The 14,025-nt window shown below is 51.7% G+C and carries 11 protein-coding genes; 6 read left to right on the forward strand and 5 right to left on the reverse strand.

The window, feature by feature from the left end; translation table 11 throughout:
• Nucleotides 1-9: 9 nt before the first annotated feature.
• Nucleotides 10-1,548, reverse strand: coding sequence for a S8 family serine peptidase (locus ACO064_RS27900; protein ID WP_421830476.1), 1,539 nt, complete (start codon nt 1,546-1,548; stop codon nt 10-12).
• 84 nt (nt 1,549-1,632) lie between these two features.
• Here ACO064_RS27900 and ACO064_RS27905 point away from each other — a divergent pair, with 84 nt between their 5' ends.
• Entirely contained in the window at nt 1,633-2,934 is a 1,302-nt protein-coding gene (locus tag ACO064_RS27905) for an aminopeptidase P N-terminal domain-containing protein (RefSeq protein ID WP_421830477.1), read from the forward strand.
• 131 nt (nt 2,935-3,065) lie between these two features.
• On the opposite strand, the gene ACO064_RS27910 is transcribed toward ACO064_RS27905, so the two are convergent.
• Both ACO064_RS27910 and ACO064_RS27915 read right to left on the reverse strand, forming a co-directional pair.
• On the reverse strand, nt 3,066-3,638 hold the full coding sequence (locus ACO064_RS27910) for a TetR/AcrR family transcriptional regulator (protein WP_421830478.1): 573 nt from the start codon (nt 3,636-3,638) through the stop codon (nt 3,066-3,068).
• 224 nt (nt 3,639-3,862) lie between these two features.
• Complete coding sequence (locus ACO064_RS27915; RefSeq protein WP_138990488.1) at nt 3,863-4,294, reverse strand: WapI family immunity protein; 432 nt, start codon at nt 4,292-4,294, stop codon at nt 3,863-3,865.
• 264 nt (nt 4,295-4,558) lie between these two features.
• On the opposite strand from ACO064_RS27915, the gene ACO064_RS27920 reads away from it, so the two are divergent.
• Together ACO064_RS27920 and nhaD are read left to right on the forward strand one after the other, a co-directional pair.
• Entirely contained in the window at nt 4,559-5,767 is a 1,209-nt protein-coding gene (locus ACO064_RS27920) for a saccharopine dehydrogenase family protein (protein ID WP_421830479.1), read from the forward strand.
• Nucleotides 5,768-6,258: 491 nt separating this feature from the next.
• Nucleotides 6,259-7,581: a sodium:proton antiporter NhaD gene (gene nhaD, locus ACO064_RS27925; protein ID WP_421830480.1), complete on the forward strand. Its 1,323-nt coding sequence runs from the start codon at nt 6,259-6,261 to the stop codon at nt 7,579-7,581.
• 13 nt (nt 7,582-7,594) lie between these two features.
• Here nhaD and ACO064_RS27930 read toward each other — a convergent pair whose 3' ends face one another.
• Complete coding sequence (locus tag ACO064_RS27930; RefSeq protein ID WP_421830481.1) at nt 7,595-8,911, reverse strand: glucoamylase family protein; 1,317 nt, start codon at nt 8,909-8,911, stop codon at nt 7,595-7,597.
• 191 nt (nt 8,912-9,102) lie between these two features.
• On the opposite strand from ACO064_RS27930, the gene ACO064_RS27935 reads away from it, so the two are divergent.
• The 3 genes from ACO064_RS27935 to ACO064_RS27945 all read left to right on the forward strand — a co-directional run bounded on the left by ACO064_RS27935 (nt 9,103) and on the right by ACO064_RS27945 (nt 12,549).
• The gene (locus ACO064_RS27935) at nt 9,103-9,924 is read left to right on the forward strand and encodes an energy transducer TonB (protein WP_421830482.1); all 822 of its coding nucleotides are present in this window, start codon (nt 9,103-9,105) and stop codon (nt 9,922-9,924) included.
• A gap of 126 nt (nt 9,925-10,050) precedes the next feature.
• A complete protein-coding gene (nspC, locus tag ACO064_RS27940; protein ID WP_421831074.1) occupies nt 10,051-11,184 on the forward strand; it encodes a carboxynorspermidine decarboxylase in 1,134 nt (377 codons plus the stop codon).
• Nucleotides 11,185-11,337: 153 nt separating this feature from the next.
• Nucleotides 11,338-12,549 (forward strand): ABC transporter substrate-binding protein, encoded by a 1,212-nt coding sequence (locus ACO064_RS27945; RefSeq protein WP_421830483.1) that lies wholly within the window; start codon nt 11,338-11,340, stop codon nt 12,547-12,549.
• 126 nt (nt 12,550-12,675) lie between these two features.
• On the opposite strand, the gene ACO064_RS27950 is transcribed toward ACO064_RS27945, so the two are convergent.
• The gene (locus ACO064_RS27950; RefSeq protein WP_421830484.1) at nt 12,676-13,827 is read right to left on the reverse strand and encodes a TlpA family protein disulfide reductase; all 1,152 of its coding nucleotides are present in this window, start codon (nt 13,825-13,827) and stop codon (nt 12,676-12,678) included.
• Between the last annotated feature and the right edge of the window lie 198 nt (nt 13,828-14,025).

The raw sequence follows: 14,025 nt of genomic DNA on the forward strand, positions 1-14,025 counted from the left end.
ACTGCCCATTTACTGCCAGATAATTTCGACCACTTCCTTCTTTAAATCCACTGTAGTCCGTTTTTCATCGTGGTTTCGGCGCAGGAGAATCGCGCCGTTCTGAATCCGCATGGATTCCTGTTGCAGAACACGGGTGTCATCTTTTTTGTGGAAAACCGACACCGATGCATCGGCATAGTCGGGCAGCGGCAGCGAATACGTTTTGCCCGTCACTTTGATGGATTTTGCCGAAGCGGGCAACGTCTGCCCCTTGGCCATTGCCAGCGCGCGCGACGCCTGCGGGACGCCATAGCCGATGTAGTTGTTGCCGTAGGGATAGAGGTGTGACGATTTTTCGATAATGGCAATCAGTTCTTTGTTGGTCAGCTTCGGATTGGCCTGCATCAGACAGGCGGCAAAACCGGTGATGACCGGAGCCGAAAGCGAGGTGCCGTATAGCGAAAAGCAGGAAACGTTCGGTTTCAGATAGGGGAGAAATTCCGGGCCAATGCTGCTGTAACCGATGCGGTTCCAGACCTTGTTGTTGGTGGCTCCCACGGCCAGCACGCCCTGTGCGTCGGCCGGGGTGGAAATGATGCGCCAGGAGCGGTCGTCACCTTCATTGCCGGCCGACACGATGACCAGAATGCCCTTTTTATCGGCGGCTAGCTGCGCGGCTTTGCTGATCAGGCTCGTGTGGCCGTCCATCTGGTTGGGCTGGTAGTTTTCTTTGGGGTTCGTAAAGCCTTTGGCATAGCCCAGCGAGGTGTTGATGATGCGCACGCCCAGGCTGTCCATCCACTCCATGGCGGCAATCCAGTTGTCTTCTTCACCCCGGAATTCGCGCGCGCCGTGGTCGGTGCGGGCGAGGTAAAACGTGGCATCGGTGGCCAAACCGTACTGAATGTTTTCGTTCGGATCATGGCCCGAAATGGCCGCCATCACTTCCGTGCCGTGGAAGTCGGAAAGGGTTTCGAGCGAACCGAAAAAGGCGTTGCGCGGGCGGTTGGTATTCACGTAGTCGCGCACTTCCCTGATGCCGTTTCGCTGAAAAATGTGTTTCAAAGCACTGGCCGAATCCGCGCCGAAATACCCCGCATCGATCACGCCAATGGTTACATTTCGAGCCGTCATGCCAGCGCGACCGAACACCTCCGCCTGAATTTGCGACATCACCGGAGCCATCTGCACCTTTGAAATATCGTGGTCGAGGCTGTTGATAACAAGGTGCTGATCGATGGGAACGAGGTCTTTCACAAATGATAAGGCCTTGACCTGTTGCGCCTGTTTGTCGGTTAGTTCGGCCGAAACCGCGTTGAGCCAGCGCGAACGGAAGAGCGGACGAACGCCCTGGTGGGAGAGGGCCTGCAAATAGGCCGGATTGAGCGGCAGGTCCGTTTCATCGACGGAGAGCCCCATCGACTGGCGATTGGAAAGGGTAAGGGGAGACAGCGACGGTTTCTCAGCAGAAGGCTTGTCCTTCAGGGTGATCCAGTATTTGGATTGGGCGTTTGTGATACCGGCTCCGAAGAGCGTGATCCCAAAAAGAAGCGCAACAATTTTTTTCATTGAAACGAAAGCATCAATTTTAGGCATTAATATACAAAATGATATTGATATTACCGAATTGGGCGATTTGAAACCTTACACCGCATGAAGTATACACCCATCAGCAACGAATTGTTTATCCGAAACCGCCGACGACTGGCGGAAGTCCTGAAACCCAAATCCGTCGTGGTTCTGAACGCCAACGACATCATGCCGACCAATGCCGACGGCACGATGGGGTTCCGGCAGAATAACGACCTCTTTTACCTTTCTGGCGTCGATCAGGAAGAAACCGTTCTGGTGTTGTTTCCCGACCATCCGGACGAGCGGTTTCGTGAAGTGCTGTTCCTGCGCGAAACCAGCGAGCTGATCGAAATCTGGGAAGGCCATAAACTGACCAAAGAAGAAGCGGAGCAAACCTCGGGCATTTCCCGGAAGTCGGTTTTCTGGACGCATGAATTCGACCGCGTGTTTATCCAGATGGTTTTTGAAGCGGAACACATTTATCTGAACACCAACGAGCACACCCGGAATTCGTCGGAGGTGGAAAGCCGCGAAGCCCGGGGCATTCGCCAGTTTCAGGAAAAATATCCGCTTCACCGGTACGAACGACTGGCGCCCTTGATGCATTTCCTGCGGGCAATCAAACAGCCCGAGGAAGTGGCCCTGCTTAGCGAAGCAATCCGGATTACGGAAGCCGGTTTTCGGCGGTTGTTGCCGTTCATTAAACCTGGCGTGTGGGAATATGAGATCGAGGCCGAACTGCTCCACGAATTTGTCCGGCAGCGGTCGCAGGGGTTTGCCTACACGCCAATCATTGCATCCGGAGCCAGTGCCTGCGTACTGCATTACATCGAGAACAACCGCCCGTGCCAGGATGGCGAGATTATCTTGCTGGATGTGGCCGCTGAATACGCGAATTACAACGCCGACCTGACGCGCAGCCTACCGGTGAACGGGCGGTTTACGGAGCGGCAGAAAGCCGTTTATCAGGCGGTGTTACACGTGATGAAGGAAGCGAAAAAACTGCTGGTGCCGGGCAATGTCTGGGACGATTACCACAAGGAAGTCGGCCGCATCATGGAATCACAATTGATCGGGCTGGGCCTGCTCGACCGACAGGAGGTGGCGAAACAGGACCTGGACAATCCATTGTACCGCCAGTATTTCATGCACGGAACTTCCCATTTCCTGGGGCTGGATGTGCATGATGTGGGTAACAAATACCGCAAATTCGAAGCCGGAATGGTATTTACCTGCGAACCGGGTATCTATATACGCAAGGAAGGATTGGGCATTCGGCTGGAGAACAACCTGCTGATTACCGAAACCGGTAACATCGACCTAATGGATTCGATTCCCATCGAAATCGAAGAAATTGAGGATTTGATGCATCAGAAACCCTGATACACCCTGACAGCGCCGGGCCGTCGTACGGTCGAAGACCCTGTCAGCGGTATATGAGCTACTTCACACCCTGACAGGGTCTTCGACCGTACGACGGCCCGGCGCTGTCAGGGTGTGTCAGGGTGCGAAGGTCAGAGTGTGAGCGTATCGCAAATCTGGTGAATGGCTTGTTCAATCCGCTTCCAGCCTTCATCCGATTGCAGATCGAGGGTCATAAACTGGTTCTGATTGGGGGCAATGAGCAAAAGCATGGTGATGCCCGAAACCAGGATGGCGGTTACGGCGCTCTGGTCTTCCCTGTCGTTGGTAAAAAACTGATCGAGAACTTTTTGGAAAGACTCGTTGCGGGCGATTGCCAACTGTTGACTCAGGTAGGAACCGGGATTGCTGATTTCCCATTTGAGCATTTCCTGGGCGGGCATCCGTCCTTTCAACTCGCGCAGCAGTCCAACCAGATAGTCGACCCGGGTTTGTTTTTTGATGGTTGGATCGACCACCGGGTGTTTTTCCAGAAACTGCCGGTTGTAGTCGGTCAGGAAATGGCCCTCGTGCAGAAACCTTTCCATCAGGCCTTCCCATCCTCCAAAATACCGGTAAATAAGCACTTTATTGACTCCCGCTCTTTCGGCGACCGCATTGATTCCAACCCGGTTGACACCCCGTTCAGAAATCACTTCCCCTACAGCCTGAAGTATGCGCGCCATAGTCTGTGTGCGACTCCTTTTCCGAACTTCTATCATTCCACTAGGCTTAAACGTCCGGGGGCAAACAGGCCCCATTTCGGTTTGGTTTTAAAGCTAAACTTGATTACGTATCGGAAGCAAAGGTAGGTGTTTTCGGCTAAACGGTTTCTGTTTTTAGGAATTGTCAGACAAAAATTTGGGAAAAGCTAGAAAACGGTAAACCGATAAAATTTGTATAATTTGACTTAACGCTCCGGAAAAAGGGCCAGTTGATTGACTAAATCCCGGATGGCTTCGCGCAGTTGGAACCGGGTTAAGGTAACATCCATCAGGAGTGGAAAATCGGGGTAAGGATGCCAGGAGGGCGTTAGCGTGCCGTCCAGTTGGATTTGCAGCCGGTACTGTTCATTGGGCAGGGAAGAGGCTTCGACATTCAGGCCCGGTTCCGAAAACGAGACCGTAACGTGATTGATGGCGCGGCTCCAGAGCAGTTTGAGACCATTGATCAGCCGCTTAATTTCGTAGGTTTGCAGCGGTGCCGATTGGGTGTAGGATTCTTTTTGCCATTCGGTCGACAGTTCACAAAGCAGGCTGTTGCGTTCCCGCCAGTTGGTAGCTTTTACGCCGTAGCCTTTGATCGATAGTTCAAACGAACCGGTAGAACTCTTCAGTTTCATAGCGTTGGGGAGGGTTTTGTTGCAAAAATAGACTATTGCCTATCTACCAAATATACTATAACAGTCGCTGGTGTCCAAATCAAAAACCGGAATCTTTTTTAATGACCCCGTTCAATCTTTTTCCGGTATTTCTGTCAACAACGCGGCCGGGCTGGCTATCTTTGCGCGAATTTGTTCAACCTTGTTTGTTGGTTCCTGCCGGTAGTATCGGACTGATAAAAATCCGCAGAACGTGACAAATCTTAAACACGTATACGAAATCAAATGGCTAAAGTGCTGATTATTGGTGCCGGCGGAGTCGGGAGTGTTGTGGCGCACAAATGTGCGTTGAATGCGGACGTCTTCACAGACATTATGCTGGCCAGCCGGACACTTTCCAAGTGCGATAAGATTGCCGCCGAAATTCGGGAAATGCACGGCGTGGAAATCAAAACGGCCAAAGTCGATGCCGACGTGGTGGCCGAAATGGTCAAGCTGATCAAGCAGTTTCAGCCGTATCTGGTCATCAACGTGGCGCTGCCTTATCAGGATCTGCCCATCATGGATGCCTGTCTGGAAACCCGGACGCACTACATGGACACCGCCAATTATGAGCCGAAGGATGTTGCCAAATTCGAGTATAGCTGGCAGTGGGCCTATCAGGAGCGGTTTAAGGAAGCTGGAATTATGGCACTGCTGGGTTGCGGCTTCGACCCGGGTGCCACGCAGGTGTTCACGGCCTACGCAGCCAAGCACCATTTCGACGAGATGCACTACCTGGACATTGTCGATTGCAATGCGGGCAACCACGGCAAAGCGTTTGCTACCAATTTCAATCCCGAAATCAACATCCGGGAAATTACGCAGCCCGGGCGGTATTGGGAAAATGGCGAATGGATCGAAATTGAAGCCATGTCGATTCATAAACCGATCGTTTACCCCGAAATCGGCCCGAAAGAGTCGTATGTGCTCTACCACGAAGAACTTGAATCACTCGTCAAAAACTTCCCGTCACTGAAACGCGCCCGGTTCTGGATGACGTTCGGGCAGGCTTACATCACTCACCTCCAGGTGCTGGAAAACGTGGGCATGACCAGCATCAAACCGATCCAGTTTCAGGGAGTCGACATTGTTCCGCTGGAATTTCTGAAAGCCGTGTTGCCGGCTCCCGACTCTCTTGGTGAAAATTACACGGGCCAGACTTCGATCGGTTGCCAGATCAAAGGCATCAAAGATGGCCGGGAAAAAACGTATTTCATCTGGAACAACTGCGACCACGCCGAGACCTACAAGGAGGTTCGCGGGCAGGCCGTGAGCTACACCACGGGTGTTCCGGCGATGATCGGGGCCATGCTGATGCTGAAAGGCGTCTGGATGCAACCCGGCGTCTGGAACTGCGAAGAGCTTGACCCCGACCCGTTTATTGAGCAAATGAACAAACAGGGCTTGCCGGTGCAGGATCAGGTTAACGAACCGCTGAGCGTGGAGAATTAAGAGTTAGGAGTTAAAGAAGGAGATCGGCGGTTTGGCTGAAGTTCGGAAATCCGGATTGACAGACAGATCGCCGTTTTTATGAACTCATTACTAGTTTCTGACTGCATGACGGCTTACGCCTGCGCGACCGCCTTTTTGGTGATGGGTCTTGAAAAAACCGTTCCGATTGCCCGGGCGCGGGAATAGAACTCTTCGGCATCTCTTACGGGGCCGGGGGAAATTTACCGTAGTGGCAACTGCGGGGTTTGGCAAGTAAGCATTACGGATTGGCAACAGCCGCCGGTTCTGTATTTTCGTCCGTTTTGGCACACGCTTTTGACTTTCGCTAATTGGTTCATGATTTGATCATCATCTGTTTTTTTACCGTAAACTTGCTCCTGATATGCTTTCCGTAAAAAAACTACTTCAACTAAAACATCAGGTTGGTGTTTTTAGCGTTCGCATTGAGTCTCTTGAGCAATACATCGCCGGCAGCTAACCCTACGCATTTCATGTCTATCGCGATCGTTGCTGTTTTTGTCATCGGATACATTCTGATTGCGCTCGAACACCCGCTCAAAATCGACAAAGCGGCTTCGGCCCTGTTGACGGGCGTTTTTTGCTGGCTGGTTCTATTGATGGGATTTGACCAGATGCCAGCATTCCAGGCTACGGCCGGGGGAACGATATCGGAACCGGCGATGCACAAAATACTGGACGAGTCGCTGTTTGAACACCTGGGCGAAATTGCCGGTATTCTGTTTTTTCTGCTGGGCGCCATGACCATTGTGGAACTGGTGGACGTACACGATGGCTTTCGGGTCATCACCGACCGGATTGCCACGACCGATCGCGTTAAACTTCTCTGGATTATCTCCTGGGTGTCGTTCTTCCTGTCGTCGGGATTAGACAACCTCACCACGACCATCATCATGTGCGCACTGATTCGCCGGATTGTGAAGAATCGGGAGGATGTCTGGTTGCTGGGCGGTTTTGTGGTTCTGGCGGCCAATGCCGGAGGAGCCTGGTCGCCCATTGGCGATGTAACGACGATTATGCTCTGGATTGGCGGGCAGATTACCACGCTGAACGTCATGAAATCGCTCTTCATTCCATCGGTGTTGAGCCTACTGATTCCGCTGCTGGCGGCCACCTATTTTTTCCGGGGCCATTCCGACATGCAGCAGCCCGATAAAGTATACGGCGAAAAAATGATGACCACGCTTTTCGAGCGGAACAGCCTGTTCGTGTTGGGCGGTGTTGGATTGGTGTCGGTTCCGTTTTTCAAAACCGTAACCCATTACCCGCCCTACCTAGGTATGTTGCTGTCGGTTGGCTTGTTGTGGTATGTGACGGAGTTCATGCACCGTAGCAAGGAGGAACAAAAGAAGCAGGGGCTATCGGTTGCCAATATTCTTCACCGGATCGATACGCCGAGTATTCTGTTTTTCCTGGGTATTCTGCTGGCGGTAGGGGCGCTGGACACCTCCGGCCACCTGCGGCTGATGGCCAATACCCTCGATCAAACGATTGGGAATATCTATTTCATCAACATCCTGATTGGCATGTTGTCGTCCATAGTCGACAATGTTCCGTTGGTGGCGGCTGCAATGGGGATGTATGCCATGACTGAATTCCCCCCCGATCATTCTTTCTGGAACATGCTGGCCTATTGTGCCGGAACAGGGGGGAGCATTCTGATTATTGGTTCTGCCGCCGGGGTAGCGTCGATGGCCGTTCTGAAAATTGATTTTATCTGGTACCTCAAGCGAATCAGTGGGTATGCCCTACTTGGCTACCTGTCCGGAGTATTGGTTTATTATCTGCTGTTTTAAAAAACAGCGTAGATCATCCCTTAAGCCATCCACCCCGAAAACCGGCCCGGAGTAATCCCCGCCGAATGATGGGGTTGCGCATCATCAGGTTCCAGATCTGGTTGGTACGGTAGTTTTCGGTCATCAACAGAATCGGGCCGCTGTCGATGCCCAGGTAGTCTTTGTCGAACCACCCGCCCGGGTAAGACAGGTTGTAGGCGTCCTTGAAACCGTAGGAACCGTAGATCTTTTTTCCGTAGCGGTATTTCATCAACTGGAGCGCCCGGATGCTTTCTTCCGGCGTAAACGGCATCGACCCACCGGCTGCCGTGGGCGCAATCGTTCCGTCGTCCACAATTTGTGTTGCGGCTGCACCCCGGGCACGGTAGGAGAAGAACTGCCGCCCGTTGATCAGCGTGTCTTTCGGGCCGTCGCTGGTGGTCAGGCCCCAGAGGTCGGTTTCATACCCGGCAAAACCCTGCGGATTTTCAATGGCATAGGCGCGGTTGGCGAGCGTGGCCCGGCGGCTGTTTTCAAAATAGTCGATTCCCTGCTGCCGCATGTAGGCGTCTTTGATGCTTCGGAAGTCAATCCAGATGTGCGAATACTGATGGCCGAACAACGGTTCGAAGTTGACGTGGGCATAGTCCTTGAATTCTTTCCATTCGTAGGTCGCCGTCCACGCCGTCCAGGCTTCGGGGCCAATCGGATAGGTGGGCGACGCCAGGGCCAGCACATACAGGATCATTGCTTCGTTATATCCCTTCCAGTCGGATTGGATAAAACCGCTTTCGGGATGCCAGCCCATCGACACCAACGGTTTTCGGGCCTGCATCCAGGGCCAGTCGACCCGGCGATAGATCCGGTCGACCAACATCCGGATTTCTTTTTCTACCGCATTATTTTGATCGAAATACGACTGACTGCTCAGCATTCCGGCCAGCAGCAAGGCCGTGTCGATGGTCGACAACTCCACCTGTTTGAAACGCAGCCCGGTTTTCATATCCAGAAAATGGTAGAAAAAGCCGTGATAACCGGCAGCGGTTTTTTCGTCGGCCGATTGGGGGGCGTAATTAAAAAAGCGCAGGGTTCGAAGCGTTCGTTCGGCGGCTTGGTGGCGGCTTACATAGCCCCGCTCGATGCCCACCAGATAGGCTGTTAGCCCAAAGCCCGTGGCGGCAATGCTCGCAAACGAGGGCGTTGGATACCGGTCGGGAATCAGCCCGTTCGGATTGTCGCCCAATTCCCAGAAATACAGAAACGTTTCCCGTTGCAGTGAATCCAGAAAGCGCTTCGAACTGGCCACACCCCGGGGCTGGGCCTGCGAATGCAGGGAGCAAAAGCACAGCAAGAGAAAAAGGGATAACACAACAAAATGGGCAGGGAAACTACACCGGTATCGGTATCCTTCGACTTTCATGGCACAGGAATCAGCGGTATGGAAAGGAAAGATAAGGGAAAGAAAACAAAAATGATTAGCCTTAACTTGTATATATAATTTTCTTATATATATTTGTATCAGTCACTAATATTGATTTGGCTATGACACCCGAACAGCTAAACGTCGCAACGCTCGACGACATCGTGTTTGAAAACCGCAACAAATTGTATGGCGCCTACGATTTGCGCCAGGTCTATCAGCGCAGTGCCAACCGGGCGCTGTGGTTGGGAATTGCCTTGTTCTGGGCCGCTCTGGCCACACCGACGCTCTATAACCGGCTGAAACCGGCCGAGACGCCGGATCAGTTTATGAATGAAGTGACGCTGGAAGACATCAGAACCTTACCGCAGGAAGAACCGCCCATTGTGATTCCGCCGAAAGTGGAGATTCCTGTCCAACTGCCAACGGTGCGAAATCTGCCTCCGGAGGTAGTGACCGAAGCGCCCGATGACGTGACGGTGCCGACGGTGGAGGATCTGGAAGACAAGGTGTCGAGTGATAAAACCCAGGAGGGCGACCCCAACGCGCTGGATGTCATCGAAGCCCCCACGGAAACGGCAGGTCCGGCTCCGGTAGAAAAATCGATTGAAGTGGAACGCAAACCGGACGAGGTATTTTTGAAAGTGGAACAGGACCCCCAGTTTCCGGGCGGTATGCGAAAAATGGCTGAATTCCTGGAAAAAAACCTGCGCTATCCGCCGGCAGCTTCCCGGGCGAGTATTTCCGGAAAGGTCTACCTTCAATTTGTGGTGAACACGGATGGGAGTATTGTCGATGTTAGCGTCGTAAAAGGCATCGGCTTTGGTTGTGATGAGGAAGCGCTGCGGGTGGTGAAGAAGATGCCGCCCTGGCAGCCCGGCAAGCAATCGGGCCGGCCGGTGCGGGTCCGGTTTACGCTGCCCGTGGTGTTTGCCCTGGAATAACGCATCCACACTGTTGACAGCATGCCCGCCGGTTGCAACCGGCGGGCATTTTTTATGCTGAACAAAACCGTCGTTTTCCCTATTTTTGTGATAAAAAACCGCCCCCATGTGGCGTCTCCATCACTGATGATCGACTACTCCCAGATTCCCTCGCCCTGTTTTGTACTGGAAGAGGCCAAACTCCGCACCAATTTAAAACTGATCGATAGCGTACAGCAACAGGCTGGGGTTCAGATAATTCTGGCTCTCAAAGGCTTTTCGATGTACAGTGCTTTTCCGCTGGTGAAACAATACCTGTCGGGGGCCACGGCCAGTTCGCTCAACGAAATCAAGCTGGTCAACGACTACCTGGGCGTTCAGGCGCACACCTACATCCCGGCCATTCGCGACGACGAATTTGACGAAGTTCTCGAACGGAGCAGTCACCTCACGTTCAACTCGCTGAGCCAGTGGGAGCGGTTTAAAAACCGGGCAATCGCATCGGTTGTTTCCTGTGGCATTCGCGTCAATCCGCAGTATTCGGAAGTCGCAACAGACATGTACAATCCCTGCGTGCCGGGCTCGCGGCTGGGCGTGACGCGGAATCTGCTCGGCGACCGGCTGCCGGATGGGATGGAGGGCATTCATTTTCATACGCTCTGCGAAAACGACTCCTACACGCTCGAACGCACCCTCGAAGCACTGGAAAGCCGCTTTGGCGACCTGCTCCACCAGGCGCGGTGGGTCAACATGGGCGGAGGACACCTGATGACGCGCGAAGGCTACAATACCGAACACCTGATCGGGTTGCTGAAAGCGTTCCGGGAAAAATACCAGGTCGAAGTCATTCTGGAACCGGGCTCGGCCATTGGCTGGCAGACCGGCGTGCTGGTGTCGTCGGTTCTGGATGTGGTTGACAGCCAGGGGATTCAGGTGGCTATTCTCGATACCTCCTTTGCCGCCCACATGCCCGATACGCTCGAAATGCCGTATAAACCCCGGATTCTGAATTCATACCACGAACCCGTTGCCGGAAAGCCGACCTATCGCCTGGGCGGTATGACCTGTCTGGCGGGGGACTTCATGGGCGACTACAGTTTTGATAAACCGCTTCAGATCGGGGATAAAGTCATTTTCGATGACATGATTCACTACACAATGGTGAAAACGAGCACGTTTAACGGCGTCAATCTGCCCTCCATCGGCATCTGGCAGGAAGACAAAACCTTCCGGTTGGTAAAAACGTACGGGTATGAAAGCTTTAAAGACCGCTTGAGTTGAGCTAGGCAGTGAGAAATAAAAAAGACAAATTTATTGCTGGTAGAAAAATATAAAAGAGACCAGGGGAGTGTGTATTGTCAGACAAATTTACTGGCATAATTAATGTGACTATGAGATAGATATGTTGTATATTTTCGGCAAATCTAAACTCATATGAACATCCTGAAAAACCTGACCGTTTACTCACTTATTTGTGTTTTATTTCTATTCGAGAGGTGTTCGGTTAACGATCACCTTCAACCCGTTACCATCAATGTAAGCGGTCTTTCTTCCCTGACCGGAAACTGGTCTTCCCTCGGAATGACTACCCAGGCCGCCATGGAGATTGCGGAGGAAGACATCAACAGCTATTTTGCGGGCAAAGGCAGTGGGTTCCGGCTCAGCGTCACGGGTTACGACACCCAGCTCGAAGCTGAAAAAGCCGTTAGTTTTTTCACCACAGCCACCAGCTCCGGCACCCGGTTTTTCATTGGCCCACAGTCCAGCGCCGAGCTAGCGGCAGTGTTACCCCTTACCGGTACGACCAATTGCCTTGTCATCAGCCAGGGCAGCACAGCGGGTAGTCTGGCCATTGCCGACGATCCGGTTTTCCGGTTTTGCCCGGCCGATAAAATTGAAGGGGCAGCCATTGCCAAAACCATTTACGGGCAGGGAATTCGCGGACTGGTAACGATTGCCCGCGATGATGCCGGCAACAAAGGACTTCAAATATCAACGGGATCTTCCTTTACCACTCTAGGCGGGACGATTCAGGCATTGACGCCCTACGGCACCTCGGTCAGTGATTTTACGACGGAAATTGCCGCGATCAAAGCCCAGATTACTACATTGACCACCTCCTACGGTGCTGACAAAGTCGGTGTTTATCTGGCTTCTTTCGACGAATGTGTCGCCCTGTTCAAACAGGCCGCTGCGGACCCGGTTCTGAGTTCTGTGCGCTGGTATGGTGGGGATGGCGTGGCGCTGAGTGCCGCCCTGATCGGCGACCCGGATGCCGCTGATTTTGCGATTAGCACGCAGTTTTTTACGCCGACCTTCGGTTTGCCGGACGCGTATAAAACCGCCTGGGAACCCCTGATTGCCCGGATAAAAACCAAAACCGGTATCGACGCCGATGCGTTCGGCATTGCAGTATACGATGCGATGTGGGTCATTGCCAAAACAATCGAAGCCAGCAATGGCGTTCCGGCCGACCTCAAGACTTTGGAAAGTCAGTTTATCAAGCAGGCCAATGCCTATATCGGTGCTACGGGCCCCACGAATCTCGACAGTTTCGGAGATCGGGCTAATGGCTCATTCGATTACTTTGGAGTTGAAAAAGCAGGCAGTGTGTATCAGTGGAAATTAGTTGGGAAATCGAATTAAAAGGTATACGGTTTGAGTTTAACGCGGGCTGTGAGAGTAATTGTTAGATGATGCGGTAGTTAATGCTAACGACATTCGTCCGCATTGCTGCGGCCAATCATCCCATAGCTCGCGTTAGTTCAGATTTTAATTTTTAATTATACCGTCCAGTTGTTCCGACAATCGCTGGAACCCGGTCAATCCTTCGTCTTTAAAAACAATTTTGCCGGATGGATCAATGACGACGAAAGAGGGATAGGCGGTTATACCAAACTGCTTGCTAAGGGTTGGATTCGTTTGCGGGTCAAAGAGTTGCAACGACGTAATTTCTCGCTTTTTAATGAAGGCTTCTACCTTGCCGGGGTCCTTGTCGTAACAGACGCCGATCATGGCTACTTTTTGTTCATCAATGGCTGCGTGCATTTTCTTGATGGATTCTAAAATCTGTAGGCAGGGAGCGCACCAGGTGCCCCAAAAATCCAGTACGATGTATTTTCCTTTCAGGTTTTTCGTACTCACGGAGTCTTTTGAAAGGATGTCTCTTCGCGAAAACGCATGGGCCATATAACCCACCTTGCTTCCGTAAGTGTCTTCCTGTGAGGTGATTGTTCGCAGGGAAATGGAGTCTGCCAGTGGCGATAATTTCTCAAACAGCAACTTCTTCGTACCAGCGAGTACAATATCGCCTTCTACGTATTTATTGTACTCGTTGGCACTGGCTTTTACGCTGCGGGGATCAACATTTGGAGGAACAACAACCAAAAAAGTAGATTTTTTTGTGTAGTCAAAAACGGTTTTTGAAAACAGCATCAGCGTATACGTTGCCGTGTCGACTTTGAGCATTGCCTGTTTGTATTCGTAGGGACGGACGAAAAAGTGTACTTTATTCTCGGTAGAATCGCCATGATCAATCTGGAGTTTGGGCGGTTTTATAATCGAATAATCAAATACGATCGATTCATTTTTGTACTTGCCTGCCGTTGAATTGATTTGTAGACTTTTATAATTTCCCCGGGCAGGGCTCGTCAGGGTGTCTGAAAAATACACCACTTCATCATCCGATAAGTCTCTGTTGAAATTTCGATCGATCACAATGTAGTCTTTGTTGCTGGTCGTTCTCCCGATTAAAACGATAACGTCTTTCTCCAACGCTTTTAATTTAAAACTTCTTGACAAAGTGGAATACTTCGATGGAATGGCGGGAAGCGTCACCTTCAGCGTATTTTTAACCGGATGAATGTAAGAAAATGAGTAGGCAGTTGAATCATAAACCGGTTTAAGTGCCAGGGACGTAGCCATTGGTTGAGAAAACAGGGCTGATGAGACGCTTAAACTCAGGAGAATACAGCCAAATAGAGTCCGTACTTTCATAACGTTTGCGGGATTAGGGGTTAATTTACATTAGTAAGTTGTAAACCAACTAATTTATACGTTACGAAACTAATATAATAGTTGAATGTTTTTGTTTTTTACTTTTTTCTGGCCTTATACCATCAA

The organism is Larkinella sp. (genome assembly GCF_965227735.1).
In the GTDB taxonomy this organism is placed as follows: domain Bacteria; phylum Bacteroidota; class Bacteroidia; order Cytophagales; family Spirosomataceae; genus Larkinella.